Genomic DNA, 26,290 nt, shown 5'->3' with positions numbered 1-26,290 from the left:
GTCAGCCGACGTCGGAACGGGCGGTCCGGAGTTCTTGGCCGAGCGACCCCGCGTTGGCATAGTCTCTGGGCGTCGTGCCGAAACGGCCTCGGAATTCCTTGATGAAGTGGGAGACGCTCGAATATCCCACGGCCCGGGCCACGTCGGCCACGCAGAGGCGCCCCTCTACCAGGAGTTCACGAGCGCGATCCAGACGGACCTCTTTGACGAACTGGTAGGGCGACCGTCCGGTGACCTCTCGGAACAGGTGTGAGAATGCCGAGGGGCTGAGGCTGACCTGCTCGGCCAGGTCCGGCACCGCCAGCGGCTCGGCGAGATGCTCGCGGATGTACACGAGTGCGGCGGCTACGGGATTTCCGGATGCCTGCTGTGCGGCGATGTGGAGCATCCGCGCGAACTGCTCGCGCTGCAGCACCCGGTACACCATCTCCTGCATATACAGCGGCGCCAGAACGCGACGATCCGCGCCGACCGCCAGCGACCGCAGAAACCGCAGGACACTGCTCATCAATTCGTGATCGAGCGCGGAGACGACGCATTTGTCGAAATCGTCGTCGGCGCGGATCGGCGGGAAGGGCGCCGCACGCCGTCCGAGCATGTCGGTCGAGACCTTGCGAACGAGTGCTGGATCGATCTGCAATACGAACGAGAAGAACGGCTTACGGGGTGACGCTTCCAGAATTTGGGCCTGGAAATGAAGATTGCTGCTCAATACCAGGTAGTTGAACTGGTCGTACACATATCGCTTGCCGTCCGCGGTCACTGCCTTGCGTCCCTGCGCGACAATTCCGAGCGAGAGCGACTGAATTTCCTCCCACTGCGGTTCTGTCGGCTCGGTGAACCGGTAGATGGTGAGACCGGGCCACCCACCCTCGTTGGCGCCGATGTGCGGCGCACGCGCAGCCAGCTCGGCGATGAGATCGCCTGAGGTCAAATGATGCTCGATCTGGCTCGCGGTGGACATAGCCGACATTTTCGAAATTATACTCGACATGGCCCCTAAATAGCAATGTATTTCGTTTCGAGATATTCTTCGATTCCTTCCGATCCGCCTTCGCGGCCGAGTCCGGACTGTTTGACTCCACCGAATGGCGCGGCGGCGTCCGATATGGCGCCCCGGTTGATGCCGACCATGCCCGCGTCGAGCGCTTCGGCGACTCTCAGGGCTCTGTTCAGGTCGTTCGTGTAGACGTACGCGGCGAGACCGTACTCGGTCGCGTTGGCTGCCGCGATCGCGTCGCTTTCGTCGTCGAATCCGGTCACGGTGGCGACGGGCCCGAATATCTCCTCGTGGAGCACCCGGGCGTCGGCGGGTATGTCGGTGAGGACGGTGGGTGCGTAAAAGTGGCCCGGTTGTTCGAGCTGCCGGCCACCGGTGAGTGTCGTCGCGCCGCGGGCGACGGCGTCTCGAACCAGACCATGGACCCGGTCGAGTTGTCGTTGGTTCACCAGCGGGCCGAGCTGGGTGTCCTCGTCGTATCCGGCGCCGACCCGCAGAGCCGAGACTCGTTGCGCCAGTGCGGCGGTGAATTCGTCGCGGATGCTGTCGGCCACGAGGAATCGGTTGGCCGCCGTGCATGCCTCGCCGCCGTTGCGCATCTTCGCGGCGAGGGCCCCGTCGACGGCGTCGTCGACGTTCGCGTCGTCGAACACGAGGAAGGGGGCGTTGCCGCCGAGTTCCATCGACGTCCCGAGGACTTGGTCGGCAGCCTGCGCGATCAGCCGCTTGCCGACGGCGGTGGACCCGGTGAAGGTGATCTTTCGCAGGCGCGGGTCCGCGGTCAAGGTGTGGCTGAGTTCCGGTGCCCGGGTGGTCGGCAGCACCGACAGCACACCCGGCGGCAGGCCGGCGTCGGCGAAAATGCGCGCGAGAACCATGAGTGTCAGCGGCGTGTCTTCGGCGGGTTTGACGATCATGGTGCATCCGGCGGCCAGTGCCGGCCCGATCTTGCGAGTTCCCATGGCCAGCGGGAAGTTCCAGGGAGTGATCGCGAGAACGGGCCCGATCGGCTCCTTGGTGACGAGGATGCGACCGCCGCCCGCCGGTGCGTGGGTGTACCGGCCCTGGATGCGCGGGGCTTCCTCGCTGAACCACCGCAGGAATTCGGCGCCGTATGCCACCTCCGCACGGCTTTCCCCGATCGCCTTGCCCATTTCGAGGCTCATCAGCAACGCGAGTTCCGCACCGCGCTCGATGACGAGATCGTAAGCCCGAGAGAGTATTTCCGCCCTCCGCCGCGCGGGAGTACGCGCCCAGCCCGGTTGCGTGGCGGTGGCGGCGTCGAGTGCGGCGAGGCAATCCGCCGGACCGGCGTCGGCTACCTCGATGAACCGGTCTCCGGTGGAGGGGTCGTGCACCGCGAATGTCCGGCCGTCGGCGGAGTCGACCTCGTGCCCGCCGATCGACAATCGGGTGGGAAGCGTGTCGATTACGGCGTCGATGCGGGTTCTCGTGGCAGTGGTCACGGATTGCTCCTGTCGGTCGCCGGCACCAGATGTGGGTAGAGCGGATGGAGGTCGGCGAGGGCGGCGGCTCGGTCCCGAAGCCGGCCGGTGGCAGTGCTGCCCGTCAAGCTCTCCGCGATGATGTCCGCTGCTTCGGCGAATTCGCCGGCGCCGAATCCTCGCGTCGCCAGGGCGGAGGTTCCGATGCGAAGGCCGGATGTGACCATCGGCGGGCGCGTGTCGAACGGTACGGCGTTGCGGTTGACCGTGATTCCGACCTCGTGCAGGGCCTGTTCGGCGTCGCGGCCCGTCCGAGCCGAACGTCGCAGGTCGACCATCACCAGATGTACGTCGGTTCCGCCGGTGAGAACCCCGACCCCGGTGTTTCGCACATCCGCGCTGCCGAGCCGGTCGGCCAGCAGGCCCGCGCCTGTGACGGATCGCTGCTGACGACGCCGGAACTCCTCGGTCGCTGCGATTTTGAACGCGGCCGCCTTCGCGGCGATCGCGTGCATCAGCGGCCCGCCCTGGTGGCCGGGAAACACGGCGCGGTCGATGAGCCGCGCGTGTTCCGCGCGAGTCAGGATGACCGCCGACCGCGGGCCACCGAGCGTTTTGTGCACGGTCGTGGTGACGACGTCGGCCCACGGGATGGGCGACGGGTGCAGGCCCGCCGCGACCAGTCCGGCGAAGTGCGCCATATCGACCCAGAGGAAGGCGCCGACCTCGTCGGCGATCGACCGGAAGGCGGGGAAGTCGAGTTGACGTGGGTAGGCCGACCAGCCGGCGATGAGAATGCGCGGGCGCTCACGCACGGCGATATCGCGCACGGCATTCATGTCGATGAGCGATGTCGCGGGGTCGACCCCGTACGTCACCGCGCGATAGAGCTTGCCCGAAAAGTTCAGCGACATTCCGTGGGTGAGATGTCCGCCGTGTGCCAGGTCGAGACCGAGGATGGTGTCGCCCGGCTCGGCGAATGCGCTCAATGCGGCCGCGCTCGCTTGCGCCCCGGCATGGGGTTGGACGTTGGCGTGCTCGGCGCCGAACAATTCCTGCACGCGATCGATCGCGAGTTGTTCGATCTGATCGGCGAATTCGCAGCCCCCGTAGTAGCGGCGGCCCGGATATCCCTCGGCGTACTTGTTGGTCAGGACCGAGCCCTGCGCCTCGAGGACGGCGCGTGGAACGAAATTCTCCGAGGCGATCATCTCCAATGTCGTTTGCTGGCGCCGGATTTCGCCGTGAATCATGGCCGCCAGATCGGGGTCCAGTTCGGCGAGCGGGAGATCCATCACGCTCGAGGACCGATTGTCGTGTAGGTACGCACCGCACGGCTTTCCAGTCGGTGGATCACATCGCCGAGAACGAGATTCTGAAAAGCTTCGGATGCGCGATGCTCCTCGTATCCGCTTGCGTCGGTGTAGTGCTCGTAGACGATGAAGACGTTCGGATCTTCGGTACTGACCTGAGCCTGGAAGTGGACCATTTTCTCCTCGGCACGGTTACCGGGAGTCATCTTCTCCAGAATCGTTCGGACGTAATCTGCTTCGCCGGGTTTGGCAACCCACGTGGCGACGACGACGTGTCCCATGACAGCAGCTCCCTCGGGGTATGAACGGTGTACGTCAGAAGGTGAATCCGATGGCGCGCAGCTGTTCGCGGCCGTCGTCGGAGATGTCGGCGGGCTTCCATGGCGGAACCCACACCCAGTCGATGTGGAAGTCCGAGACCGGTGCTGCCTCGCCCGACCCCAGTAGTTCTGTTCTGATCTGGTCGGTCATGACGCCCGTCAACGGGCAGGCCGGTGACGTCAAGGTCATCGTGATACACGCAACCCCGGCGTCGACCTCGACCGCGCGGACGAATCCGAGATCGACGATATTGACACCCAGGTCGGGGTCGATCACGTCGTAGAGCCGTTCGCGGACGGCCTCCCCGATCGCGTCCGCTGTCACCGCGCTCGCTGGGCGAGAAGCGGTTTCGTCAGGTTCCGGCGCGGACGACTGCGGCGGATCGGCCGTCTCACTGTCGACGAGCCCGCGCGGCGCGAGGTGCAGGACGATGTCGCTGGTGACGCTCGAGATCCAGTCCGCTTTGCCGTGCGCCTTGCGCCGAACGCGGACGATATCCTCACCCGGACTCGCGACAGCCTCGGTGACGACGAGGTGGCCCGGCTCCAGTCCGGATGCTCGAGCGTCGGCGATCGCCTTCTCGACGATTCGGGCAACCGGCTCGCAGGCGCGACCCGGAGCGAACCGCAACTGCCGCAACGCGTCCGGCAGGGTCATGCCGGAGACGGCGGCAGCGGCTCGCGCCGCGTCCGCGTGCGGGACGCGCACCTGTGGTTCCTCGACCTTCAGTGCGGTGAACGTCGTCATGATGCCTCCAGCCGCGATGCTCGAATCGACGGCCGAGCGGCCAATCGCTTGAGTTGGACCGATTCGTCGCGAAGTTGCTCGGCGGTCGCGCTGTGGTCGGCGAACAGGAGTCGCCGAACCGCCAGTGCGTCGCGGCCGCGGTTGAGCGACGTGACGCTACGAATGCGGTTGTCGTGCAGCGAGAATGCCGAGAAGTCGAGTTCGTCGACGGAGCCGCGGATGACGACCTCGTCGCTCGGCGCGGGGCGCCCGACCCGCTGCAGTTTGTGTTCGTACTGGTCGGACCAGAACCAGTGGGCATCCAGGAATGGTTCGCGGTAGCCGAGGAGGTTGCGTGCCGCGGCTGCGCCCTGGTGCATCGCCGTGTCATGGTGTTCCACGCGCAGGTGGCGGTCGTAGAACGGGTGATACACCGAGGCGACGTCACCGGCGGCGTAGATGTCGGGCACATTCGTCCGGCAGAACTCGTCGGTGACGATTCCGTCGGCCGCCGTGATACCTGCCTCCGCGGCCAGTTCGACGTTGGGGACACAGCCGGCGCCGACGACCACCAGATCGGCTTCGACGGTGCCGTGATCGGTCCGCACGACAACCGAATCGCGCCGCTCCTCGACGGCGAGAACCACACGGTTGAGCAGGGTTTCGACACCCTTCGCGCGATGGATGTCGGTGAACACCTCGCCGAGTGCGGGCCCGAGCGCGTTCTTCATCAGAACGCCGGCGCGCTCGATGATCGTTGCCCGTTTCCCCAGTGCGGTCGCCGTCGCGGCGACCTCGCAGCCGATGAAGCCTCCACCCAGTACGGCAACGTGTTCCGCGTTCGCCAGCCGGGCGCGTATTTCGCGGCCGTGTGCGAGTGATCGCAGCAGGACGACGCGCTCGGCGGTGCCCGGTCCGGGCCGTGGGCGCACGCCTGTGGCCAGGATCAGTCCGCCGTAGTCGAGCGATTCGCCGGTGGAAAGGTCGACACGATGCTCGCGTGGGTGGATCCGCTGAGCGCGCACGCCGAGCAGGGCGTCGATCTGCTGCTCGGCGTACCACGCCTCGTCGTGGACGAACGTCGGTTCCGGTTCGCTGTCGGCATCGAGAAAGGACTTCGACAACGGTGGACGTTCGTACGGCAGCGACTCGTCGTCGCTGACGAGCACGATCGCTCCCTCGAAGCCGCCCGCGCGCAGGCCGGCGACGGCCGACGCCGCCGCCACGCCGCCGCCGACTACCACGTGACGCGCACTCATCCGAGATCGACCTCGATCATCCCGTCGACGTCTACGCGACAGGGGAACGCCTTCAACGCGTGATCACACGGGTTGATGCCGGCACCGGTCAGCGCGTCGAAGGTCCACATGTGGTTCACGCAGGTGAGCTGCCCTCCGTCGAGGTCGCCCTCGTCGAGCGGCCAGGCCTGATGGGGGCATCGGTTCTCGTAGGCACGAACCTCTCCCCCGGCGTTGACCAGGAGGACCTTCTTGCCGTCGACTTCGACGCCGACCATCTCGTCTTCCCACAGATCGTCGATGTGCTGCGTTTCTTGCCAATTCCGTGTCTCGGTGCCGTTCTCGGTCATGGCACGCTCGCCCCCTCGGCCGGCTCGAGCAGTTCGTCGACGAACGCCTCGCGAGTGCGCCGGGCCGCCGCCGAGACGTCGTCGGCATCGCGTGGGTGCTCGGGGGTCGCGGCGAGCATCGTCGCGATGCCGTGCGCGGCGGCGTCCGCGATCGGCGACCATTTCGCGACCCATTTCGCGATCGCCTTCGCGGTGGCGGGACGCTGCCCGATCGCGAAAGCCGCCAGGGCCTTGCTCCAGCGGTTGCGGCGCTGGTTGTCATGGTCGAGGAAACCCTGGAGCAGCCACGCGAGTTCGTCACCATTGTCGCGGGCGATCTCCCCGAACTGACGAGTGAGCACATCGTCGAGGGTCGGAAGCAGGACAAGGTTCAGCGCGGTGAACGCCTCCCCCCAGTCGTAGGTGGCCAACGCGGTCTCGACGGCCTTCCGCGTGGGCTGCCAGTCGGTATGGGTTTCCCACAGTTGCCGCTCGCGATCGGTACCGATTCCCGAATTCGGTTGAGCTTGTTGTAGTCCCCGGGTTCGGTAAGCGATCGTGGTGACGCGGCGCAGGAAGTCCGCTGTCGACAGCCCGGCTGTGTTGGTCACGTACGACGTCGGAGCGAGGTAGCCGATGTAGGCCTCGATCTGCTGGAAGCCGTGCACCGGGTAGCGCGACGGCGTGTAGACCGTGGCCAGCGTCTCCACCCACCCCGGCGCCAAGGTGGAATCTGCGCCCAGGGCCGCGTACTGCTCGAGAATGCCGTGCACCCGCGACTCGGCTTCCGCCTGGGCGTTCACATACATCCGGTACGTGTACTGGTCCGGGTCGCGAAACCTCTCCCAGTCGTCCGCCTGCAAAGCCGTGTTGTCACGGTAGGTCTGGAACCACAGGTTCGGCGCCGACGACGGGTTCTGCTCGAAGACGGAATTGCGGTTCGGACGGGTCGTCCAGTTCTGACCGTGCGTGACGATCTCGTACTCACTCGGCATTTTCCGAACGTCACCGAACGCACTGAATGTGCGCCGGGGACGGGGTTTGCGCGCGTCGGCGGTCATGGTGCGAGTGCTCCTTCGGACGTGGGGCGCTTGATGCTTTCCCAGACGATTTCGTCGCTGTTGGTGATGACGCGTCCGACGAAGGAGGACATCATCGTTCCGAACGAGCGAATCTCGTAGTCGGCCCCGAGATAGGCGCGAAGCGTGTTCTCGGTGAGCCTTATCCGATCGTGTCCCTGCACGCGAATGTAGGAGCCGCGATCCACGACCGCGATGTCTTGGGTGGGATTGTCGTCGCGGATCGCCGCGATGACTTCTTCGACGTGATCTCCCATACGCAGGATGGGACCGACGACGCTCATGACGTGACCTCCGGGACAACGTATTCCACTGCGATGTGGTCGAGCGGAGCGATTCCCGCCTCCGCGACGGTCATGTCGTCGGGTAGAGCGCGACCGTTGTGGAGGACCACCTTGTGGTAGGGCAGCGCCCGAACGCGCTTGCCCTCGACGTGGTGCGCTACCGCCGCCGCGACTTCGGCCATGGTGGCCGCGGTCGTGACGGGCACCAAGATCTGCACGAAATCGGTGGCGAAGATCGCGTTCAACGGCACCAGCTCGGGGGCGCGATCCTCGGGACCGAGTGCAACAGGGGTTGCTCGAGTCATTTGGTTGCCACCTCCGTGGGAGCACCGGCGAGACCGGCAGCGGCACGTCCGATGTAGTCACGCGTCCAGGCGGCGTAATCCGGGTCGTCGCCCATGACATCGGGTGTCAGTCCCATGTAGTTCAGGATTCCGCCGACGTCCATCGGCTGGATCTGTCCGTCCAGGAACCGGTCGATCAGGGTTTCGTGGTTGACGTTGTCGCGGTCCTTCCAGAAGATCTGCCGGCACGCGTTGGTGCAGAAGTGGTACTTGCGGCCGTCGTAGTCCAGCTCCCAGTTGCGCACCCGCCACTTCCCGTCACGCGACGGCGTGGCATTGCAGCAGGGCAGATGGCAGGTACTGCACAGCCACGGCAGCGTCTCGGGCAGGGTCGCCTCGATGTTGTCGGCGTTGACCTGGTCGATCATGACGTCCCACTTGTCGCCGTACAGCAGTTCCCACGTGGGGTATTTGGCCGCCAGCCACGCACGTTCGTCCTTGCTGACCCCGGCCTTCGGCCGCCACCACAACGTGGGACGCCAATACCACAAGCCCATGTGCAGTCCGTGATGCCAGGTGTCGAGACCGCGGATGAATTCGTCCCAGTACCACGGCTTCTTCAGGCCGTAGTCCTCGATCGTGTGGACGAACTGATCGATGATCCATTCCTCCATGAACTCTCGATAGGACTGCTTGCGGTGCTCGAGCGGCGTGTAGTAGTCCATCGCCGGTCCGGTCAGGGCGGCGAAGGCGCGGGCGGAGCCCCAGAAGCTCTTGTCGATAACCCATTGCGCGCGCACCGGATCGTGTTCGACGAGGATCTCCATCGTCGGCCCGCCCTGCTGTGAGTGCCGGGCCTCGTCGGTCTGAATGGAGGAGATCATGTTCGCGAAGTTCACGTCGCCGGACTCGAGGGCGTCGGCGGACAGCGCGATGAACTGCAGGTTGGTGAAGCCGGTTTCGAAGGTGAACGGCAGCTCGATCGCGAGATCGACCACATTGGGTGCGGTGATCATGCCGTCGAACAGGTTTCGCAGCGCGACCGGCACCCAGTCGTTGGTGTGGAACGTTTTCTGAGTCCAGTCGTACTGGGGGTCCTTGGCGATGAACTCGTGCCCGAAGAACGTCGTGATCTGCGCGTGCCGGAGCTCGTCGAGCTGTCCGAACGTCGCCATGTTCCGCCACGCGCCGTTGAGACCGAATCGCGCCATCTTCAACTCGCCGAGCACCGCGGCGTACTCGACGAGTGCGACACCGCCGAAATGCATCTTCGTTGCCGACTTCCAGCCCTCGTCCAGATTCTCGAACGTGCTCGACCGCTGCAGCGCCGCCTTCACCGCGTACGCCGACGCTTCCTTCTCGCGTTGGGTCGCAACGTATTCCGGGTAGGTGACCTTGTAGGATTCCTCCCACCCGGACCACGCCTCACGAGGCACCTTGCCTGTGCCGGAATGCCATTCCGGATAGACGGCCTCGTCGTCGACATAGGTGAGCGTCCAGTCGACATCGCGGACGAACCCCTGCCACTCTTCTCGCTTCAACAGCATTGACATTTCTCCTTAGTCGACTTCCATGTGGCCGAGTTGCCGGCTGAGGCCGGCGTTGTTCCAGTAACCGGTGATGGAGTCGATGAGACCGTCGCCCGAGACCTTGAACACGAACAGGTGCGGTTCGGTGTACGCCTTGCCCGCCGGGAGTACATATCCCCACGGATACTGTTGCGTGCCACCGATATCCACTTGCGCCACGACGTCGCCGTCCTCGTTGGCCTCGATGGTGTGGACGGTGTTGGTCAGGTCGGGAAAGGCGGCGATCAGTCCCGTCCAGATGGCCTTGCCGACAGTGCCGACCTTGCCGTCGCCGCGCAGAACGCGCTGCTTTCCCCACATTTCGAACGGCGGGTACGAGAAGTCGGCATTGACCGAGCAGAGGTCGGTCATCCCGTCGACATCGTGTGCGCGGTAGCGTTCGAAGAACTCCGCGACGACAGCGGCATTCCGAGACGCGGTTCGCGGCGCGCCGAGGGTCGATGATCGGGTCATCTTCGGTCTCCTTTTATACGAGCGCGACGTGGTCGAACCGCTTGACGCCGAGGCGTCGGTACAGCTGCTGCTGGCACCAGTACGCGTCGATCCGTGTGATCCGGTCACCCTCGACAGCGAATCGCCAGACCTCGTCCAGATCGAGGTGCTTCTCCTGATTGATGGCACCGGCGTACGAATTCGCCTGGGTGCCCTGAATTTTGATTTCCGCCGTCACGACGTTTCCGGTGGTGACAACCTTCTTGACGGTGACAATCAAGTCGGGAAATGCGCGCAGCAGATCCTCGACAACCGTGCGTATCACCGTCGCGCCCGAATCGTGCACGCCCAGGGCGTACACATTCACCGCCGCACCGTCGGCGACGTGCGCGACAGCGCGGTCGGGATCCCTGCCCGCGAACGCGATGAGGAAGCCGAGTACGACGTCCTGTGGGCTGCTGTTGATCACGGGTGTTCTCCTGTTTCGGCGTAGCAACGACACAACGCTCAGGCCGCCTCTCGGACGGACCGCTTGTGCAAGGCGGTGACAACCGCGGCCGCGACGGCTTCGGTCGATCCGGGGTTCTGCCCGGTGATGACATGGCGGTCGACGACCACATGGCTCACCCATGCGGCCGGGCCGTCGTCGAAGACCGCGCCGGCGTTCTTGAGCGCGGTGTCGACGAACCAGGGCAGCCCGAGCCTGCCGGGCTCGGTTTGGACCTCTTCCTCGTCGGTGAAGCACGTCATGCGGTAGCCGTCGAACAGCCACTGGCCGTCCGCACGTTCCGGAGCGGACAGCATCAGCGCTGGGCCGTGACACAGCGAGGCGATGGGTGCGGCCTTGCTGTGCAACGCCACCAGGAGTCGTCCGACATCGGGATTTCCGGCAAGATCCACCATCGGGCCATGTCCTCCCGGCGCAAACACGGCGTCGAACGTGGCCATGGCGTCCTCGCTCAGCGACCGAAGATCCACCGGGTGGTTGAAGCCCTCGATGGCCTCCAGCTCGGACTTGCGTTCACGCGCGAGGGATTCGCTGGCCGCACGTTGGTCGGCTGTCGCCTGATGGATCGCGGCGCTCGTGAGCCCGCCGTCGATTCCGTCCTCGACCATGACGTCGGCGAGCCGGCGGTCCTGACGCCAGGCAACCTTGGCTGCCTTGCTGACCAGTTCGTGCGCGTCGGCGAAACTGTAGCCCTCGGCTTCCAGCAGGAGAGCGATTCGCCGGGCCGCGGCGAGACCGAGTTCTGTGTTGTGGTGCAACGTGAATCGGATGTCGTCCACGTCATGGGCAAATGTCCGGACCACGGAACTGAGGTAGTCCTTGTCCTCCTCCGGGTAATGGAAAAACCACTGCAGGCCGTACGGGTCCGCAGTCGGCGCGTTGCCGTCCGGGGTGACGACCGTGACATCGAAGCCGGCGGCACGGAATGCCTTGTACGGCTTCAGCGCCTCCTCGGCGAAGTATCCGGTCGGGTGTGTGGAGCCGTCAGCCATCGTGATCGTGCCGGCGCTCGAGACCAGATAGGCGATTGTGGTCATCGGCTACCTCCTGCTGCGTTGCGGGTGGAAATGTGACCTCGGTTACTCTCGGGATCGCAGTGTGACCTCGGTTACTGTTCGGATCACAGCAAACCGCGCCGGACACCCCCGCGGTACCGCGTTCCTGCTCAACCTGTGCCCATTCCGCGCCAGTTCGGTGTGCGATATCGCGATCCAACGGATTTGTGTCGCAAACGAACTCGGTCTCTCCACCAGTGCGATCAGCCGACCTAGCCTGGGGAGCGCCACCATTTTCGGCATTCACCCAACGGAGAGCCAGCACATGACACGCGTACTTTTCGCAGTTTCCGGATCGGATCATTGGACACTCGCCGACGGCACGAAGCATCCGTGTGGCTACTGGCCCGAGGAGCTCGCCGTACCGCACGAGGTCTTCACCGCCGCCGGATTCGACATCACTGTCGCGACCCCGGGCGGGGTACGTCCGGTCGCCGACGAGGCGGGATTCACACCCGAAATGAACGGCGGCGCAACCGAACCAGGCGAGCGCTTCCGTGCCTACCTCGACAGCATCGCCGACACGCTGGCGTCCCCGGCCGACCTGAATACCGTCCGTGCCGAGGACTACGACCTGGTCTTCGTTCCCGGCGGCCACGGGCCGATGGAAGATCTGGCCGTGTCGGATCGGTTCGGTGCCCTGCTTTCCGACTTCACCGCCGCGAGCAAACCCGTCGCTGCCGTGTGCCACGGACCGGCAGCGCTGCTACCGGCCCGCACCGCCGACGGCTCCTGGCTGTTCACCGGGCGCAAAGTCACCGGTTTCAGCAACGCCGAAGAAGCACAGGTCGGTTTCGCCGACAAGGCGGCCTGGCTGCTCGAGAACCGGCTCGTCGATGCCGGCGGCGCCTTCGAGCAGAGCGGCACGCCGTGGACCGAACACATCACCAAGGACGGCAACCTCTACACCGGCCAAAACCCCGCATCGTCGCGCCCCCTCGCCGAGACCCTGGTAGCGCAGCTCACGACGGCTCCCGCCAAGACCTAGGAACGATGCCACTCGACCGGGCGGCCTGCGAGCGCGGGTCGCTCGCGAGGATCGATTGCAAGATCGAGCGAGCGGCCTCTCGTTCGGCGATGTCGCGGTTCATCCGTTCGAGTCCGGTACGTAGGTCCTCGGCGATCACCCGGGTCGGCACGCCGGCCGCGGAACTGGATCCGGCCGCGGCGCATATGGTGTCGCCGAGTTCACAACCCTCGGCGACGCGAGCATCGTCTTCACGACGGTGTCCAACGATCGGATCTTCCCCAGGCTCAGCGCCTACTCCGCGGCGAAGGAGGCCGTACGCGCGTTCTCGAAAGTACTTGCCGCCGAAATGCTGCCACGCAACATCCGTGTCGATGCGGTGGCTCCCGGCTTCATCCTCACACCGAGCATGGGTGTCGCGGAACTGACCGAGGCACCGAATTGATCGTCGATGGGGGGTTCGCCCAAGGGCTCGGCTGACCAGGGGCGAGGTTGGTTCAGGTCCGGCCATCGGACCGGACAATTCGATGGCGGAGTGCGGGCGGCCGTTGCTACGGTGCTCGGGTGCGGACGACGCGCATGCGATTCGACTGGCGGAAGGACTGATTTATGCCCCAGCCCGCGCCGAGAGCGCCTCAGGGTGCGTACTCGGCCAGCCTCTCCGCCGGCCCCACGCACTGAACCGACTTTCCGCGTCGTCGAGGCGCGCTCGGCCTACTCCTGCTGTGTGCACATCAGCTTTCCGCCAAGGAGTGATCCGGGTTGTCCCACCATATTTCCGCTCAGAACGAACCCAGTCCGGCCGCGAAGACCGGTACTTTCACCTGCCTCCGCTGCGGGCTCACCGTTTCCGCGCTCACGCCCGGAAACAGCAGGCGCAATCACTGCCCGAGTTGCCTGCACTCGTGTCACACCCTCGACCACGTCGAGGGCGGCGTATCCGAGTGCCGCGGACGCATGGCTCCGCTGTCGATCGCGGTGCGCCGCGGCGGCGAATGGGCCCTCGTGCATCGGTGCGCGCGCTGCTACGAGTTGGCGCTACATGCGATCAGCGAGGACGACAACCAGCTGATTCTCATGCGACTCGCGGTACGCCCGCTGGCGGAGCCGCCGTTCCCGCTCGAAGTCTTCGGCGACCTCTAGGCGGTCGCGATGCCTCGAAGGAACAAGACCCTGTCCGCACCCCCGCAACGCGGCAAGACCGTATTGCACGGTCCCGGTGGGGCATCCGGTGCGAGTTTCCGGTGTATCGGTTGTCGTCTGGATGTGCCGACCACCGTACCGGGTACTTCGCACCGCAATCACTGCCCACACTGTCTGACCAGCCGCCACGTCGACGGGCGCATCCCTGGTGACCGCGCGAACCCATGCCGCGGCCGCATGCTCGCGGTCAGTTCGACCGTGCGCCACGGCGGCGAATGGGCACTGGTCCACCAGTGCCTGAAGTGCGGGGCATTGAAACTGAATCGCATTGCCGGAGACGACAATGCGCTCGCGTTGCTGCGAATCGCCCTGCGTCCCTTGGCCGATCCACGTATCGGCCGCCGGGCACTGGACGCGCTGTGACGGCCGGCCCCACCACCGCGTGTGGTGGGGCCGGAATTCGCGCGCGCGAATGCACGCTCCTGCCGAAACAGGCTGTGCCCGTTTGCCAATGAGCCTTTACCAGGGCACCGTTCCGGCGTCGTCGAAGAATCCGCCGGTCGGCCCGTCGTCGGGGAGGGTCGCGAGGTGAATCGCGATTGCCGCGCCCTGTTCGGGGGTGCGGTGGCCGCGGAAGCCGTTGAGGTCGGTAGCGGTGAAACCGGGGCAGCCGCAGTTGATCAGGATGTCGGTGTCGCTCAGTTCTTTTGCGTATTGGACGGTGACGGCGTTGAGGAAGGTCTTCGACGCCGAGTACGCGGCGGAAATCGGACCGGTCTCGGTGCCGGGCGTGGTCTGCAGGGTGAGCGAGCCGACGCTGCTGGACATGTTCACAATTCGCGGTGACGCGGAGGCGCGCAGCATGGGCAGCATCGCGTTGGTGACGCGGATGACGCCAATCACGTTGGTTTCCACGGCGGCTCGCACGATCGCGGGATCGACCGTGGTGGGGGTCTGTGGCATACCGCCGGTGATCGCGGCGTTGTTGACGAGGACGTCGAGACCTCCGGCGCGGTCGGCGATGAGATCGGCCGCGGCGGCCACACTCGCGTCGTCGGTGACGTCCATCGGTACGCCGAACGCATCGGTTCCGCTCGCGCGTAACTTCTCGACCGCGGTGTCGCGGCGTTGCGAATCCCGCGCGCCCACACCGATTCGCCAGCCGAGGGAGCCGAGGCCGGCCGCGATCTCGTATCCGATGCCTTTGTTAGCGCCGGTCACCAGCGCGATCTTCTGTGCACTCATACCGTCGATCCTGGCCCCGCCTCGAGTAGCGCGTCCAAGACCGACCGGGTGCTCGGTGATACCGCACGGGTATCGGTCGTGGTGAGCGCCGGATACGATGACGTGGTGGAGACGCGGGAGTTGCGATACTTCGTCGCCGTCGCCGAGGAGTTGCACTTCGGGCGGGCGGCGCAACGGCTCACGATGGCGCAACCACCGCTGTCGCGGGCGATCCAGCAGCTGGAACGGCGACTCGGAGTCGTTCTGCTGCACCGCGCCTCTCGCGCAATCACTTTGACCGAGGCCGGATCGGTGCTGCTGCGGGAGGCCCGGCTCGCCCTCGACGCGGTCGACGCCGCCGAACGCCGCACTCGCCGCGCTGCTGCCGATCGACCGGGCGTAGTGCTGGCGACGAAGGCCGGAGCGTCCAGCGAACTGTTGTCGAAGCTGCTCGACGCCTACGCCGCCGACCCGGGCGCCGTCGCCGTCGAGGTGCTGCTGTGCGGGCCCGGCGAACAGGAGAGACTCCTGCGTGACGGTCGCGCCGACGTTGCCCTGCTCCACCGCCCCTTCGACACGACGGCCGGATTCGACACCGAGGACCTGTACACCGAACAGCAGGTCCTGGTCCTGCCCGCGGGCCACCCCCTCGCCAACCGGGCCCGTATGTCTTCGGCCGAGGTCTCCGCCTTGACAGACCTGCCCTTGCCGCGCTGGCCTCGACAGGATGGGAGCTATCCGGACGGCCCCGGCCCGCAGGTTCGCGACCATACCCAGCTGACCCAACTGATCGCGCTCGGCCGGACCTGTGCGGTCATGCCCGAGTCCGTCCGAACCCACTTGCGCGACAAGCACTCCATCGTGCCGGTACCGGACGCGCCGGCAGTCACCACCGTCATCGCCTGGCCACCGCACAGCAGATCCACAGCCGTCGCCGACCTCGTCCGCACCGCAAGACGCCTCTAGCCGATACCTCCCCGGATGGTTCAGATTCCGGTGTGGTCCTTGCCGACCGCCTCAGCGCCGGACGCGGTAGCGGATGTGGGTTGCCTGCGGTGTGTCGATCACCCGCACGATCTCCAACTCGGTCTCCGCCGGCAACACGTCGAACATCCTGTGGCCGCGACCGAGGAGCACCGGGATCAGGTGGATCTGCACCTCGTCCAGGACACCGGCCTCGATCGCGCGCTGCGCCGTGTACGCGCCACGCACCTGGACATCGCGCTCGCCCGCGGCGGCCTTCGCCTGCGCCATCGCGCTCTCGATTCCGTCGTTCACGTACGTCACCAACGGATAGCCCCACCGTGCGGCCGGGCTCGGCGGGCGGTGACTGGGCACGAAGATCGGCAGCCCGTTGTGGGAGCCGCCCCAGTGATCCATGAGTTCGGCCGTCCGCCGCCCGGACAGCACTGCGCCGGCGGCGTTCCATTCGTCCTCGAACTCTCGGACCGGCCCCGACTCACCGCCGGAACCGGCCCATCGGTGCAGCCGCTCGCCGTCCTCACCGCCGAGGAAATCGTCGGGATCGGCGATGTACCCGTCGAGCGACATCGACATGTCGAGCACCGATGCGGACACTGCAACCTCCTGAGATGTGGACACTTGCTGCTGCGAACCCACGCGACTCCCCATATCCCTGGGAGACCGACAAGCTCGTGATCAGCCTTACCGAATAGGTACCGCCGAACCATCGGCAACGCATAGGCACCCCGAACGCACGACAGTGTTCATTTTCGCGCTCACGCCCGAACGTGCGGTCACAGTCGTTCCAGCCCGAGCTGCTCACAGATCCGTAGCGCGACTTCGGTCTCGACACGGTTGACGGCCAGCGAGTGGCCGAGGACGTCCTCGGCCTTGCGGATGCGATAGTGCACGGTGTTCTTGTGGACGTGCAGCCGCGCTGCGGCGTCGCCGAGACTACCGCGAGTGTCCAAGTAGGCCTGCATCGTGTCACGCAGCCGTGACGAGGTGTCGTCGTCGCCGGCCTACAGAACTAGCCAGCGGGCAGCGACATCGAGACCGGCGAAATCGCCTGCGGACGGCTGGACCCGGTAATCGACCGCATCACCACTTACCGACGGCCCGGTTATTCTCGATCGGGTGCGGTACATCGTGGTGGGTGCGGGGGCCGTCGGAGGCACGATCGGCGCGCGGCTGGCCCAGCACGGCGCCGACGTGGTCCTGGTTGCTCGTGGCCGACATCTAGAAGTTCTGCAACGCGAGGGCCTGCGGCTGGTCACCGCGAGCGGCTCCCGCACAGTGCGGGTTCCCGCGGTCGACACTCCCGCCGCGCTGGGGGAATTGCAGCGTGACGATGTGATCGTGTGCGCGGTCAAATCACACGACACCGCGGCCGTGGTCGAACAGTGGGCCGGCGCCTCCGTCGCGGGGAACACCACCGCCGCCGAGACACTGCCGATCGTGTGCGCGCAGAACGGCGTAACCAACGAGCGCACCGCGCTGCAGCTGTTCCAGCGGGTGTACGGGCTGTGTGTCTGGTTGCCGGCCCTGCATCTCGAACCCGGTGTGGTGGTCTCACGCGCGGCGCCGTTGAGCGGGATACTGACCATCTCCCGTTACCCGCACGGAATCGATACCGTGGCCGAGCGGATCGCTGCGGACCTGTCGCGCAGCGATTTCGATGCTCCGATCGTCTCCGACGTGATGCGTTGGAAGTACGGCAAGCTCGTCGTCAATCTCGGCAACGCGGTGCAGGCACTGCTCGGTGAGCAGGCCAGTTCCTCCGCCGCCGACGAGCTGGTCCGGGCATGCCAGGCGGAGGGCCGGGCGGTGCTCGACGCCGCCGCGATCGCCTACACCACCGACACCGAACGCCGCGCGGTGGAAGGCGACCGGATGCGGGTGCAGCCGATCGTGGGTGTGTCCGGCGGCAGCTCGACCTGGCAGAGCCTTGCCCGCGAGTCGGGAACATCCGAGGTCGACTACCTCAACGGCGAGATCGTCCTGCTGGGCCGCCTGCACGGTGTGCCAACACCGGTCAACACCATGCTGCAACGCACCGTCGCCCAATTCGCCCGCCAGCGCCGGCAGCCGGGCGCCATCACCGCCGACGAGCTGAAAGCTCTACTACCCCAACCATTCCCGAAGTCGACACCACCGGAGCACAAATCCTGACACCGCCCAACGGTCTCCGATGTTCGTGAACGCGAATCTCGACACCACTCGACTTCGGCAAGGATCGCCCTCGATCGATGCCGGTGTCAACGGCCGGTAGAAGGATCAAGCGGCGCGTCACCACTGACACGCCCACACGACGCCGCACCCGGGTCAGCTACCTCCGCCCTGCTGAGCTTCGCCGGCGGTCAGCGCACGACCCTGTACGTCACATGCGTGAAGGCCGGACCTGTCCGAGTCGTCAGTTGCCGCAGTGTCAGCCCGGGCACGCCGTCGAACAGTCGGGTCCCGGCGCCGAGTGTGATCGGCACGATCCGCAGCCGCAGCTCGTCGATCAGGCCGGCGGCCAGGTACTGGTTGACCGTGCACGCTCCACCGTGGATCGAGATGTTGCCGTCGCCGGCTGCCTCACGGGCGAGGTCGAACGCGGCCGCGATTCCCTCGGTGACGAAGTGGAACGTGGTACCGCCCTCCATCGGTTGTGGTTCGCGTGGGTGATGGGACCGAACATATTGCGTCCCATGACGAATGCCTTGGTCTCGGCCAGGCGATCCATCTGCCACTTCCGCTCGTCGGCATCCTCCATCCACGCGTGCAGAACGCTGCCCCAACCGTCGCCACCGTCATCACCGAACGGACGGTCCCCGCTCTGGCCGATCCCGGCCGCGTAGCCGTCGAGAGAGATCGAAAGGTCACAGGTCACCTTGCTCATGCCGCCGATTCTGACGTGATCCGATCACGACGTCCAACGCGAAAGGCGGTCCGCGCGGCTCGGCGGATCCCGGCGAGTAGCCGCTCCGGGCCTGTGGACGGGATCGGGCGCCGGCGTGGTCGTTCGTATTCGTGCGAGCGGGAGACTCGGCGAAGAGACCGCGGTTAAGGTCTCTGAAAGGCGATGCCAAGGGGCGCCGATAATCCTGCTTCCAGTCCGCATCATTCGGGTGCGGCCCAGATCAAGGAGCAACGGGCATGAACCTCAAAGCTATCGCCGTCGCGGCCACGACGACTGCCGCATTCGGTATGAGCGGTGTACTGGCGGCCGCGCCGGCCCACGCAGGCACCTGGTACACCGCAGACTTCGGCACCTACGCGCAGTGCGACACAGCCGGTGAATACAAGATCGAGCATCACCAGGCCGTGCAGTACTCCTGCGACAACGTGAGCGACCCGTGGGAGCCCCAGCTGTGGCGTCTGTATTTCCTGACGCCGTAGCGGCGGTCACCAACCCGCCGGCGGTCGAACTCGACGAGTCCACCGGTCGTCCTCGCGGTCACCGCAGACTAGGGTCGAGGCCCTCGACCTCGGGTAAGTGGAGTAATCATGAGTTCTGGTGCTGTCGTCACGCTGCTGATCGGCATCGCGATGCTGATCCTCCCGGCTTGGCTGACGATTCATCTGGTGCGCCGTCAGCGACGCTTGGCCGCCTGGTCGCGGACGGAGGCGACCGTCCGCCACGTGTGGAAGAAGAAGAATCAGTCCTCAGCAACAGGGACGTCCTCGACGGAGACATCCATCCACGCGCGCTACGAGTACCGCGACACCGCCGACATTCAGCACACCGGCGAGGTCGGGCATCTGGCGAAACCGAAGGTCGGCGACATCGTCGAGATCATGTACGACCCCGACGATCCGAAGGCGAGCGAGACAGTCAACGGCGGTTCCGTGGTCGGTCGGATCATCAACTACGGGTTCGTCTTCCTCTTCTTCGGTGGATTCGCCATCTTCCTGATCCTCGCGTCCCTCGACCTGATCTCGATGTAAGGGCCGGGAAACGGGCACCTCACAGCCGCCACCCCGACACGATCGATCCCGCCCCGATGACGAGTAGGACCGCAGAGAAGATGAGCAGAACAGCACACCGCCGTAAGAGCTGGTCGACACAACTCACCGCCGACGGGACGCTCACCGAACCAGCGGCGACGCCAACAGCAGCTAGAGCACCAGCGACGAACACCCCTGCTCATGCCGGGGTCCGGCGGTGACCGCGTCGGACAGCAGTTCGGCGTAGACGGCCCCGTCCCGGCCTCCGAATCCGATGTGGCAGGGAAAGATCGACAGCTCCCGGGTAATCAGGTAATAGCTGTGCACGGCGATCAAGCGAATCGCCCACCGGCTCAACGCTTCCGGTAACCGGTACACGGTGCCGTCGACGGCACGGACGTAGGGAACACCGAAGATCGCGGGAGCCGTGATCCCCACGGCCGAGATCTCGAGAATCACGCCGGACCGCTGACGCGGCCCAGCCAGCAATGACGCAAGGTCGACGTCCACACCCAGACGGTAGCTCAACAATTGCCGTAGTGGACGGTCGTTCAACAACTCGCCACGCGACCGAACCCGCTTCGTGACCGGCCGATAGCCTTCCACGCCATCGTTGCGACTCGGCGAACCCGGCGATGGGCAGTCCACCCGACCCGGTCTCGACCGTGCACTGGCCGGCCCTCGACAGCCCGAACCACCCTGAGCTTCCAACGGCTGTCACGTACGAGGGGGTTCCAGTCTTAGGTACCTCGTACCGATGCAGGCGATTCGGGCCGAGGCGATACTGACTGCCGCCGGCCGAGGGACGGCCGGTCGTTTCGGAATCGGGAGGTCGACATGCAAGTATTCGGGGCACGAGCCCTGACCTCGGGTATGGCCGCAGTCGCGGTGGTCCTCGTCTGCGCGGGACCGTCCTTCGCCGGCGAGCCCGAACAACCGCAGGGCAACCCCGCCGTCAGCGCCACGGCGGCTCCGGAGAAGTTCTTGCACCAGTTCATCGGCGATTCCGCAGTCGCGAACACGGGCAGCTATCGTCCGGAATGCTGGGGCGAAGGACAGACTCCCTGCTCGGGATAGATGGGGCGAGCCGCCGCCGCACCCGGTGAACGGGAGAAGATTGCGATATGGATGATCTGCTCGGCCCCTGGTTCATCGTGGGCGGGTACGCGCTCGCATTCGTCGCGCTCTGGGTCGGCGGGTGGCTGGAATCCCGCAGTCCGGCCGTGTCGACGGCGAGCTACGCGATCTGCGGGATCAGCGTCTCGGGGACGACACTGTACTGGTTGTCCGTCGGCACCGACAGCGGCGTGCCACTGCTGTTGTGGTGCGCTGTTCCGCTGGTCGTCACGGCGCTGATCATGTGGCGCGGCCGGCGCCAACGGAACTGGATCACACGGCTTTCCGCATCGACGGAGCCGACCTTCGGAGTCCTTCCGCACCGCGGGGTGGCCGTGGGTCCGGGCCATCCCGACCCCTGGCCACGCCGCGCGACGGTCGATATCGAGCATCGGGGTCACCGGCTGCTCGGAATCGAGTACTCGACCACGCCGCCGCGCGCGGGCGAGGCGTTCGCGTCGCTCGGCGCGGTGGCCGACGAGATCGACTCGGTCAACGCGATCGTCGAATTGCGTATCCCGGACGTGCCGGCGTTAGCCATCTCGCCGAAGACCAAAGCGTTCGAACCCGATTTCTTCACTCCGCTGGAGGATGCGCGGATCACTCGCAACGCCTTCGGCTGGCTGCGGCCGGATTCGGCTATGGACACCGTGGCGGTCGACCCGGAATTCGACCGGCGCTTCTCGGTATCCACGTCGGATCCGGAATTCGCCGCCGCGCTGCTGACCGGTGAGGTTCGCGAGCTGATCATGAACGATCTGTGGTTCCGCGTGCACGACATCGCTTTTCACCGCGACGCGCTCTGGACGACCGACACGGGCGGGCTCACGGAGGACCGCCTGTTCGGCAACGGCCGCCGGCTCGCGATGCTGGCCGCGGCCGTCCCCGCCCGCGTCTGGGAGGTGTGGGGCGGCGACGCCGAATTCGCCACGGCCGCCGCCGCTTCCGACACGAGCTACGACGCATGGTCCGGGAGCGGCGGTGGCGTGCGCTCGGTGGTGAACCGCCGCCGCGAGGCCGCGGACCGGCAGCCCGTGACGCCGGTGTCGCTGACCGCGCGATCGCTGATCATCGTCGCCCTGCTGGCCGTCGGTGTGGTGCCCGTGGTCAACGCCGCGGCGACACTGACCGGTCTGGCTCCGCACGTGCAGCTGACCGTCACCGAAGCCGCCGCCGGTGGCACCCGCCACTGCACCAGCACCACCGGCGGCCTCTCGTGTACCACCGATCGCGCCCGGGTGCGGGGCACCTACGAGTGGGGCGGCGCCCGCCGCGAGACCTCGGCCACCTGGGTCGGCGAACTCCCGGACCGCGGCGACGTCGTCGAGGTCGCGATCGGGCCGCTGTGGGGACATCCCGGCTACCAGAACCGATTCGACGTCGTCTACGACCTCCTGCTGAGCCTCCTCGCCCCCGCGCTAGGCCTCTACCTCGCGAAACGAACGTACTTTCCCCGCCCGCCGAGACGCGCCCGCAAGATACGTTCAGCCGCCATCGCCGTTGCGCCGGGACCCTAGTGGCCCGCACCGGAACTACTCGGCAGCAAGCTCTGAGGTGTGGCGCTGACGGTCAACGGCGCGTTGTCAGTTCGGCGTAGAGATGTGGAATCAAGGTTGCGTTGGGAAAGCCGGCGACCATTTCCAGTCCTTCCCGTTTCGGCCGGCCGACCGGCTGTAGCCACACCGAGCCGCCGTGTACGGAGACCTCGATGTCGGACCACGCGTATGCCCGCTTCAGGCGGGGGTAGCTCAATCCCCGTGCGTCCACGGTGTATTCGTTCGCGACGGTCACCTGCTGTCCGGCGCGGATCGCGTCGAGCATCTGCCCGAGAAGTCGGGGCTGCAGGTGCTGCTGCGCCAAATCGACCAGGCCGCGCCACATCTCGTCGACCTCTCGGTGGTCGTCGTTGAAGAAGAGGAAGGGGATATCCGGCCCTTTCGGGACGCCGCGCGCCTTCCGGTATGCCCCCCGCCCGACAACGAATGTGAAGGAACTTCCTACCTCGGAGGTATGCGCTTTGATCAGTCCGTAGAGCCGATGCTCGAAAAACTCGCGAGTCAGCGAGTATCCGAACCACTCCACGTCCGCCCAGCGCATGCTGTCGTTGCCGTACGTGACGCCGTGTGCGTCGGCGTAAACGTCTTGCTTGGTGAATCCGTTCCGCAATCGGCCCTGAACGATTCGGCCCGGCGGATTGCCCGGTGTAGGTGCGGCCGGTGCGGATCCGCTGGGAGCCATGGGAAGTGGCGGCGCTGCCGGTTGCACGGCATGCGTCCACGCATAACCGTCCCACCATCGGTGTCCCCCACTCCCGGAAGGGTCTGCGTACCAACCAGGTTGAACCATCCGGAGCCCCCTTCTCTACAGAATCGGCGAAAGCCTACCAAGCGGCAAGGTTCGCATGGATGGGAGTTCGGCAACAGCATTGACTGGCATAGTATTTCGCCCCCCTTACGACAGGAACGACTTCGCCAGGTCTCGACGGTTGGTGCTCTCACCGGGCGGGCCGAGCCCGCACACCCAGCCTCTTACGTCGGCGCGGCCGCCAGTGCGGCGCATCAGGCCCGCGCAATCGACTGTCTGGCAACAGAACTGGCCGCTCTCGAACGTACCCTGGCGGAGGCGGACGCCGAGCTGTCAGAGGTCGATCAGGCGTTGCTCGCGCTCGGTGCCGAATGACAGGCCAGCGCGGAACGTCGACTGCCGCAGCGAGTCAGCACGGCTGGAGGGGGTAGCACGGCGGCGCAACGGGGGTCGGTCGCGCCGGGGCCGGTGCAGCGGTCGACGGCGCCACGATGTTGCCGTGGGCGGGCTGGTCGGGAGACTTCATGTGGGTGAGGGTCAGCACGACCAGCAGGATGGCCACGCCACCGATGACCAGGGCGCCGACCCACAGTATGGGCATGGGCGACGTGCTGCGGTAGCCGTGGAAATACGGGGACCGATTACGCCCCGGCCGGGGCGCACGGCGGTCGGTGACACGACCGTACCCACGGACCGAATGCCCGCCCGGTCGTCGATCCCGCCGACCGGTCCCCCGTACACTCTCATACCCCATGCCGGAAGTATCCCAGCGGGCACCGACATGAGCGGACGGAACCGCCACCGGGATACGCCGACGGCACTCGGAAGCCGTTCGGCGGCACTTGCTTCGGCACACCGAGATTCGAGGGACCGGTTGCCGTCGACCAGGAGATAACTCGGTCTCGTCGGGTCCGCGCACGCCGCCGGCACAATGCCGTCACAATTTCCGCAATCCCGCCAGGACCGCCCGCAGAAAAACCGCGTCGTGGCCCACATCCGGATGCGGCGACCGGAAGGTGACGTATCCCCCGGTGATCAGATCACCCGCGAGGACCTTCGCCGCGGCGACCAGCAGTCCGCAGCACGCGATTTCCGCGATCGATTGCGGCTCATCGCGGCACAGAATCAGTATCTGCCGGTACTCGCGATCCAGGTTCTCGATATCGTTGCCGAGTTGCTGGCGATAGGAGGCGGTGAGTTCGGCCAGTGTTCGCCGACCGGCGGCATCGAGCACACCGACCGATCGGGCGACCGCAGCGGCCGCCGACGCGCTGCGTCTCCTGACCGACTGGCCGCAGCTGCTACCCCTCGACCTCGGTGCACTCTGCGACACCCGGCTGCGATACTGCCCCGGAGAATGGCCCTGACGTCGATCGGCCATAGCTGCGCGTTTTGTCAGATCACTTGGAGAGCACTCGTGAGCCCTCCAACGAAATGTCATCCTACTTTTATGAGATATCGAGTCACCCGATCGATCGCTGCGCCCTCGCACCAGGTATGGAAGGTAATTTCAGATGTCGAGCACTGGCCGGAATGGACACCGACCATGTCAGAGATCAGGCGGCTCGAGCCGGGTGAACTCCGCCTCGGCAGTAAGGCCGAGATCCGCCAGCCGAACCAGCCGCGCCGGGTCTGGGTTGTCACCGAGCTCGAGAACGGCTCCTCATTCACCTGGGAAACACACGGGAAGGCATTCGGCTTCTACGCCGAACACACCGTCCACCCGTCACACGACGGCACCGAGGTCGTCCTGGAATTCGGAATAACAGGCCCAACAGCTCCCGTCGTATCCCTCCTCGCTCGACGGAAGGTCCAAGCCATGGTCGATACGGAGGCAGACTCTCTCAAATCCCATTGCGAGACCGCCTGACACCTCGATCAGGAGTGCAGCGCTTCGGCAGGCGGCCCTCCGGGCGGGCTGGCGCTGTGCTCCAGACAGGCGAGACAACCCATGTCGAGGAAGATGCAACACCGCCAACCGCGCCCCACGTTGCCCTTTCGCTGGAGTCTCGGGTGAAGGCAGACCTTACGAACGACCGGCGAGGACACGGCACCCCGGAGCACGAGTCACTGCTGCCTTCCATCCTCGACGCGTTCGACCGCGAAATCACCTGCGCAGTGTGCAAATACCACGCTCCCCCGTTCCTGTCCGGTGACGAAATCCCGGTTCCCGTCCCCACGGACGCCCCGATGTACAAGTTCGAATGCCCGCACGGACGCGAAATCTTCGAGGGCCGAGTCGAAACGGCGTTCGTCCGCGAACTGTCCGATCGCGAGCGAAGGGCTTGGCGTAGCGCCGAATCCGTCGACCGGCGGGTCGAGCGAATCGGCGTGATCCTGATGTGCGCCCTCGTCCTCGGGAGCCTGACCCTGGACATTCTGATCCTCGTCGGACGCAGACAAGGATGGGAGCCACCGGGACTCACCGCGACGGTCACGGTCGCGGTTATGACACTCGTGATACCGGCGTACCTGACCACCAACCCCGATCAGCGCCGCCGCGCCGGGGCGATCCTGGCTTGGCTCTGGGCAGTCGTGTGCCGGCTCCCGGTTCCGATAACCCGATCGATCGTCTGGGTGATGAACCGCGAACGATTTGCGTACCCGCTCCGCTGGATCGCTGTGTGCCTGTTCATCTTCGGCTCCCTCCTCGATCTCCTGGCCAGTTGGTTCACCGCCGGCGCCGGTGCGGCGCGTAGAGTCGGCGCGTCATCGATGCGATCGACGTCGGCGGCGGCTCGTGACAGATTCGGCGGGCCGAGCGAATCCGCCCACCCCGCTTCACCGGTTGTTCGAGCGGTTGCCGGGCGCGGATCGTGTTGTGATGCAAGGAGTGCGGCAGGAATGCCTGTGCGCTGGTCGATCTGGCGTGGTGTGTCGAGGGATCGATCGACGCGCAGTCCTGCCTGGCGGCGAAGGGGTCGGCGAGAGCCGCGGTGGAGCGGACACCGCTGTCCGCGCAGCTGACCGATGTGGCGCGAGAATAGAGCATTACAGCCCTATCCAGAATAGCGATTATCGCGGTTCAGTATACGGA

34 protein-coding genes and 1 pseudogene are annotated in these 26,290 nt (G+C 65.9%); 12 read left to right on the top strand and 23 right to left on the bottom strand.

Annotation, left to right across the window (positions count from 1 at the left end; genetic code table 11):
* Position 1 precedes the first annotated feature (1 nt).
* From ON41_RS37965 to ON41_RS43325, 14 genes are all read right to left on the bottom strand, one after another.
* Complete coding sequence (locus ON41_RS37965) at positions 2 to 964, bottom strand: AraC family transcriptional regulator (protein ID WP_040754222.1); 963 nt, start codon at positions 962 to 964, stop codon at positions 2 to 4.
* A 35-nt stretch (positions 965 to 999) separates the two neighbouring features.
* The gene (locus ON41_RS37960) at positions 1,000 to 2,442 is read right to left on the bottom strand and encodes an NAD-dependent succinate-semialdehyde dehydrogenase (protein WP_040754463.1); all 1,443 of its coding nucleotides are present in this window, start codon (positions 2,440 to 2,442) and stop codon (positions 1,000 to 1,002) included.
* 20 nt (positions 2,443 to 2,462) lie between these two features.
* Complete coding sequence (gene glyA / locus ON41_RS37955; RefSeq protein WP_040754221.1) at positions 2,463 to 3,740, bottom strand: serine hydroxymethyltransferase; 1,278 nt, start codon at positions 3,738 to 3,740, stop codon at positions 2,463 to 2,465.
* Complete coding sequence (locus tag ON41_RS37950; RefSeq protein ID WP_040754220.1) at positions 3,740 to 4,039, bottom strand: putative quinol monooxygenase; 300 nt, start codon at positions 4,037 to 4,039, stop codon at positions 3,740 to 3,742. The genes glyA and ON41_RS37950 overlap by 1 nt, the downstream gene beginning before the upstream one ends.
* Before the next feature lie 34 nt (positions 4,040 to 4,073).
* Positions 4,074 to 4,826 (bottom strand): uL22 family ribosomal protein, encoded by a 753-nt coding sequence (locus tag ON41_RS40980; protein ID WP_083905928.1) that lies wholly within the window; start codon positions 4,824 to 4,826, stop codon positions 4,074 to 4,076.
* On the bottom strand, positions 4,823 to 6,064 hold the full coding sequence (locus ON41_RS37940; RefSeq protein ID WP_040754219.1) for an NAD(P)/FAD-dependent oxidoreductase: 1,242 nt from the start codon (positions 6,062 to 6,064) through the stop codon (positions 4,823 to 4,825). The genes ON41_RS40980 and ON41_RS37940 overlap by 4 nt, the downstream gene beginning before the upstream one ends.
* Positions 6,061 to 6,393 (bottom strand): Rieske (2Fe-2S) protein, encoded by a 333-nt coding sequence (locus ON41_RS37935; RefSeq protein ID WP_040754218.1) that lies wholly within the window; start codon positions 6,391 to 6,393, stop codon positions 6,061 to 6,063. The genes ON41_RS37940 and ON41_RS37935 overlap by 4 nt, the downstream gene beginning before the upstream one ends.
* The gene (locus tag ON41_RS37930) at positions 6,390 to 7,367 is read right to left on the bottom strand and encodes a ferritin family protein (protein WP_246461638.1); all 978 of its coding nucleotides are present in this window, start codon (positions 7,365 to 7,367) and stop codon (positions 6,390 to 6,392) included. The genes ON41_RS37935 and ON41_RS37930 overlap by 4 nt, the downstream gene beginning before the upstream one ends.
* Before the next feature lie 62 nt (positions 7,368 to 7,429).
* On the bottom strand, positions 7,430 to 7,735 hold the full coding sequence (locus ON41_RS37925) for an MmoB/DmpM family protein (protein WP_040754217.1): 306 nt from the start codon (positions 7,733 to 7,735) through the stop codon (positions 7,430 to 7,432).
* On the bottom strand, positions 7,732 to 8,040 hold the full coding sequence (locus tag ON41_RS37920; RefSeq protein ID WP_040754216.1) for a toluene-4-monooxygenase system B family protein: 309 nt from the start codon (positions 8,038 to 8,040) through the stop codon (positions 7,732 to 7,734). The genes ON41_RS37925 and ON41_RS37920 overlap by 4 nt, the downstream gene beginning before the upstream one ends.
* Positions 8,037 to 9,566, bottom strand: coding sequence for a ferritin family protein (locus ON41_RS37915; protein ID WP_040754213.1), 1,530 nt, complete (start codon positions 9,564 to 9,566; stop codon positions 8,037 to 8,039). Before ON41_RS37915 ends, ON41_RS37920 begins: the two co-directional genes overlap by 4 nt.
* 12 nt (positions 9,567 to 9,578) lie before the next feature.
* On the bottom strand, positions 9,579 to 10,061 hold the full coding sequence (locus ON41_RS37910; protein WP_040754212.1) for a nuclear transport factor 2 family protein: 483 nt from the start codon (positions 10,059 to 10,061) through the stop codon (positions 9,579 to 9,581).
* A gap of 13 nt (positions 10,062 to 10,074) precedes the next feature.
* A complete protein-coding gene (locus tag ON41_RS37905) occupies positions 10,075 to 10,509 on the bottom strand; it encodes a nuclear transport factor 2 family protein (protein ID WP_169336548.1) in 435 nt (144 codons plus the stop codon).
* A gap of 38 nt (positions 10,510 to 10,547) precedes the next feature.
* Positions 10,548 to 11,585, bottom strand: coding sequence for a type 1 glutamine amidotransferase domain-containing protein (locus ON41_RS43325; RefSeq protein WP_040754210.1), 1,038 nt, complete (start codon positions 11,583 to 11,585; stop codon positions 10,548 to 10,550).
* 283 nt (positions 11,586 to 11,868) lie between these two features.
* Between ON41_RS43325 and ON41_RS37895 the strand changes: the two genes are divergently transcribed.
* From ON41_RS37895 to ON41_RS37880, 4 genes are all read left to right on the top strand, one after another.
* Positions 11,869 to 12,591 carry a type 1 glutamine amidotransferase domain-containing protein gene (locus ON41_RS37895; RefSeq protein WP_040754208.1) on the top strand — a complete coding sequence of 241 codons (723 nt, stop codon included), beginning with the start codon at positions 11,869 to 11,871 and terminating at the stop codon, positions 12,589 to 12,591.
* A gap of 223 nt (positions 12,592 to 12,814) precedes the next feature.
* Positions 12,815 to 13,015: an SDR family oxidoreductase gene (locus ON41_RS37890; RefSeq protein WP_276325771.1), complete on the top strand. Its 201-nt coding sequence runs from the start codon at positions 12,815 to 12,817 to the stop codon at positions 13,013 to 13,015.
* Between the two features lie 317 nt (positions 13,016 to 13,332).
* Positions 13,333 to 13,713, top strand: coding sequence for an RNHCP domain-containing protein (locus ON41_RS37885; protein WP_051163462.1), 381 nt, complete (start codon positions 13,333 to 13,335; stop codon positions 13,711 to 13,713).
* 9 nt (positions 13,714 to 13,722) lie between these two features.
* Positions 13,723 to 14,136 carry an RNHCP domain-containing protein gene (locus ON41_RS37880; protein ID WP_040754204.1) on the top strand — a complete coding sequence of 138 codons (414 nt, stop codon included), beginning with the start codon at positions 13,723 to 13,725 and terminating at the stop codon, positions 14,134 to 14,136.
* 96 nt (positions 14,137 to 14,232) lie between these two features.
* Here the strand turns inward: ON41_RS37880 and ON41_RS37875 are convergent, their stop codons facing one another.
* A complete protein-coding gene (locus ON41_RS37875; RefSeq protein WP_040754202.1) occupies positions 14,233 to 14,958 on the bottom strand; it encodes an SDR family NAD(P)-dependent oxidoreductase in 726 nt (241 codons plus the stop codon).
* Positions 14,959 to 15,063: 105 nt separating this feature from the next.
* On the opposite strand from ON41_RS37875, the gene ON41_RS37870 reads away from it, so the two are divergent.
* Entirely contained in the window at positions 15,064 to 15,903 is an 840-nt protein-coding gene (locus tag ON41_RS37870; RefSeq protein WP_040754452.1) for a LysR family transcriptional regulator, read from the top strand.
* A gap of 51 nt (positions 15,904 to 15,954) precedes the next feature.
* Here ON41_RS37870 and ON41_RS37865 read toward each other — a convergent pair whose 3' ends face one another.
* Positions 15,955 to 16,515 carry a dihydrofolate reductase family protein gene (locus ON41_RS37865; protein WP_040754200.1) on the bottom strand — a complete coding sequence of 187 codons (561 nt, stop codon included), beginning with the start codon at positions 16,513 to 16,515 and terminating at the stop codon, positions 15,955 to 15,957.
* Between the two features lie 179 nt (positions 16,516 to 16,694).
* A complete protein-coding gene (locus tag ON41_RS37860; RefSeq protein WP_040754199.1) occupies positions 16,695 to 16,883 on the bottom strand; it encodes a helix-turn-helix domain-containing protein in 189 nt (62 codons plus the stop codon).
* Between the two features lie 154 nt (positions 16,884 to 17,037).
* On the opposite strand from ON41_RS37860, the gene ON41_RS37855 reads away from it, so the two are divergent.
* Positions 17,038 to 18,072, top strand: coding sequence for a ketopantoate reductase family protein (locus ON41_RS37855; RefSeq protein ID WP_051163460.1), 1,035 nt, complete (start codon positions 17,038 to 17,040; stop codon positions 18,070 to 18,072).
* A gap of 188 nt (positions 18,073 to 18,260) precedes the next feature.
* Here ON41_RS37855 and ON41_RS43930 read toward each other — a convergent pair whose 3' ends face one another.
* On the bottom strand, positions 18,261 to 18,548 hold the full coding sequence (locus tag ON41_RS43930) for a dihydrofolate reductase family protein (RefSeq protein WP_218003617.1): 288 nt from the start codon (positions 18,546 to 18,548) through the stop codon (positions 18,261 to 18,263).
* A 493-nt stretch (positions 18,549 to 19,041) separates the two neighbouring features.
* Here ON41_RS43930 and ON41_RS37845 point away from each other — a divergent pair, with 493 nt between their 5' ends.
* Positions 19,042 to 19,284, top strand: coding sequence for a hypothetical protein (locus ON41_RS37845; RefSeq protein ID WP_040754197.1), 243 nt, complete (start codon positions 19,042 to 19,044; stop codon positions 19,282 to 19,284).
* A gap of 108 nt (positions 19,285 to 19,392) precedes the next feature.
* Entirely contained in the window at positions 19,393 to 19,833 is a 441-nt protein-coding gene (locus ON41_RS37840; protein ID WP_040754196.1) for a DUF3592 domain-containing protein, read from the top strand.
* Positions 19,834 to 20,004: 171 nt separating this feature from the next.
* Here ON41_RS37840 and ON41_RS37835 read toward each other — a convergent pair whose 3' ends face one another.
* Positions 20,005 to 20,343, bottom strand: a complete 339-nt coding sequence (locus tag ON41_RS37835; protein WP_157185808.1) for a hypothetical protein — start codon at positions 20,341 to 20,343, stop codon at positions 20,005 to 20,007.
* Between the two features lie 327 nt (positions 20,344 to 20,670).
* Here ON41_RS37835 and ON41_RS37830 point away from each other — a divergent pair, with 327 nt between their 5' ends.
* Both ON41_RS37830 and ON41_RS37825 read left to right on the top strand, forming a co-directional pair.
* On the top strand, positions 20,671 to 20,910 hold the full coding sequence (locus ON41_RS37830) for a hypothetical protein (protein ID WP_157185807.1): 240 nt from the start codon (positions 20,671 to 20,673) through the stop codon (positions 20,908 to 20,910).
* A 47-nt stretch (positions 20,911 to 20,957) separates the two neighbouring features.
* Positions 20,958 to 22,466 carry a hypothetical protein gene (locus ON41_RS37825; protein ID WP_051163458.1) on the top strand — a complete coding sequence of 503 codons (1,509 nt, stop codon included), beginning with the start codon at positions 20,958 to 20,960 and terminating at the stop codon, positions 22,464 to 22,466.
* 52 nt (positions 22,467 to 22,518) lie between these two features.
* On the opposite strand, the gene ON41_RS37820 is transcribed toward ON41_RS37825, so the two are convergent.
* From ON41_RS37820 to ON41_RS42165, 4 genes and pseudogenes are all read right to left on the bottom strand, one after another.
* Positions 22,519 to 23,115, bottom strand: a complete 597-nt coding sequence (locus ON41_RS37820; RefSeq protein WP_051163456.1) for a hypothetical protein — start codon at positions 23,113 to 23,115, stop codon at positions 22,519 to 22,521.
* 90 nt (positions 23,116 to 23,205) lie between these two features.
* Positions 23,206 to 23,295: pseudogene (locus tag ON41_RS43925) on the bottom strand (DUF2510 domain-containing protein); the annotation flags it as partial.
* 367 nt (positions 23,296 to 23,662) lie between these two features.
* The gene (locus ON41_RS42170; protein WP_157185806.1) at positions 23,663 to 23,854 is read right to left on the bottom strand and encodes a hypothetical protein; all 192 of its coding nucleotides are present in this window, start codon (positions 23,852 to 23,854) and stop codon (positions 23,663 to 23,665) included.
* 336 nt (positions 23,855 to 24,190) lie between these two features.
* A complete protein-coding gene (locus ON41_RS42165) occupies positions 24,191 to 24,487 on the bottom strand; it encodes a DUF742 domain-containing protein (RefSeq protein WP_051163454.1) in 297 nt (98 codons plus the stop codon).
* 123 nt (positions 24,488 to 24,610) lie between these two features.
* On the opposite strand from ON41_RS42165, the gene ON41_RS37810 reads away from it, so the two are divergent.
* Positions 24,611 to 25,123, top strand: a complete 513-nt coding sequence (locus tag ON41_RS37810; protein ID WP_083905943.1) for an SRPBCC family protein — start codon at positions 24,611 to 24,613, stop codon at positions 25,121 to 25,123.
* A 143-nt stretch (positions 25,124 to 25,266) separates the two neighbouring features.
* Positions 25,267 to 26,220, top strand: coding sequence for a hypothetical protein (locus ON41_RS42160; protein ID WP_157185804.1), 954 nt, complete (start codon positions 25,267 to 25,269; stop codon positions 26,218 to 26,220).
* Positions 26,221 to 26,290: the final 70 nt, after the last annotated feature.

This window comes from Nocardia transvalensis NBRC 15921, from assembly GCF_000308875.1.
Classification (GTDB): Bacteria; Actinomycetota; Actinomycetes; order Mycobacteriales; family Mycobacteriaceae; genus Nocardia; species Nocardia transvalensis.
Note: the sequence above shows the minus strand (reverse complement) of the source record. Positions and strands in the feature narration are given on the sequence as shown.

Coding starts and splice junctions, on each gene's coding strand:
- ON41_RS37935 (WP_040754218.1), bottom strand. CDS start 6,393: ATGACCGAGAACGGCACCGAGACACGGAATTGGCAAGAAACGCAGCAC.
- ON41_RS37910 (WP_040754212.1), bottom strand. CDS start 10,061: ATGACCCGATCATCGACCCTCGGCGCGCCGCGAACCGCGTCTCGGAAT.
- ON41_RS37830 (WP_157185807.1), top strand. CDS start 20,671: ATGCAAGTATTCGGGGCACGAGCCCTGACCTCGGGTATGGCCGCAGTC.
- ON41_RS40980 (WP_083905928.1), bottom strand. CDS start 4,826: ATGACGACGTTCACCGCACTGAAGGTCGAGGAACCACAGGTGCGCGTC.
- ON41_RS43325 (WP_040754210.1), bottom strand. CDS start 11,585: ATGACCACAATCGCCTATCTGGTCTCGAGCGCCGGCACGATCACGATG.
- ON41_RS37895 (WP_040754208.1), top strand. CDS start 11,869: ATGACACGCGTACTTTTCGCAGTTTCCGGATCGGATCATTGGACACTC.
- ON41_RS37840 (WP_040754196.1), top strand. CDS start 19,393: ATGAGTTCTGGTGCTGTCGTCACGCTGCTGATCGGCATCGCGATGCTG.
- ON41_RS37875 (WP_040754202.1), bottom strand. CDS start 14,958: ATGAGTGCACAGAAGATCGCGCTGGTGACCGGCGCTAACAAAGGCATC.
- ON41_RS37845 (WP_040754197.1), top strand. CDS start 19,042: ATGAACCTCAAAGCTATCGCCGTCGCGGCCACGACGACTGCCGCATTC.
- ON41_RS37965 (WP_040754222.1), bottom strand. CDS start 964: ATGTCCACCGCGAGCCAGATCGAGCATCATTTGACCTCAGGCGATCTC.
- ON41_RS37915 (WP_040754213.1), bottom strand. CDS start 9,566: ATGCTGTTGAAGCGAGAAGAGTGGCAGGGGTTCGTCCGCGATGTCGAC.
- ON41_RS37825 (WP_051163458.1), top strand. CDS start 20,958: ATGGATGATCTGCTCGGCCCCTGGTTCATCGTGGGCGGGTACGCGCTC.
- ON41_RS37810 (WP_083905943.1), top strand. CDS start 24,611: ATGGCCCTGACGTCGATCGGCCATAGCTGCGCGTTTTGTCAGATCACT.
- ON41_RS43930 (WP_218003617.1), bottom strand. CDS start 18,548: ATGGAGGGCGGTACCACGTTCCACTTCGTCACCGAGGGAATCGCGGCC.
- ON41_RS37920 (WP_040754216.1), bottom strand. CDS start 8,040: ATGACTCGAGCAACCCCTGTTGCACTCGGTCCCGAGGATCGCGCCCCC.
- ON41_RS37930 (WP_246461638.1), bottom strand. CDS start 7,367: ATGCCGAGTGAGTACGAGATCGTCACGCACGGTCAGAACTGGACGACC.
- ON41_RS37950 (WP_040754220.1), bottom strand. CDS start 4,039: ATGGGACACGTCGTCGTCGCCACGTGGGTTGCCAAACCCGGCGAAGCA.
- glyA (WP_040754221.1), bottom strand. CDS start 3,740: ATGGATCTCCCGCTCGCCGAACTGGACCCCGATCTGGCGGCCATGATT.
- ON41_RS37880 (WP_040754204.1), top strand. CDS start 13,723: ATGCCTCGAAGGAACAAGACCCTGTCCGCACCCCCGCAACGCGGCAAG.
- ON41_RS37925 (WP_040754217.1), bottom strand. CDS start 7,735: ATGAGCGTCGTCGGTCCCATCCTGCGTATGGGAGATCACGTCGAAGAA.
- ON41_RS42170 (WP_157185806.1), bottom strand. CDS start 23,854: ATGCCCATACTGTGGGTCGGCGCCCTGGTCATCGGTGGCGTGGCCATC.
- ON41_RS37860 (WP_040754199.1), bottom strand. CDS start 16,883: ATGCAGGCCTACTTGGACACTCGCGGTAGTCTCGGCGACGCCGCAGCG.
- ON41_RS37940 (WP_040754219.1), bottom strand. CDS start 6,064: ATGAGTGCGCGTCACGTGGTAGTCGGCGGCGGCGTGGCGGCGGCGTCG.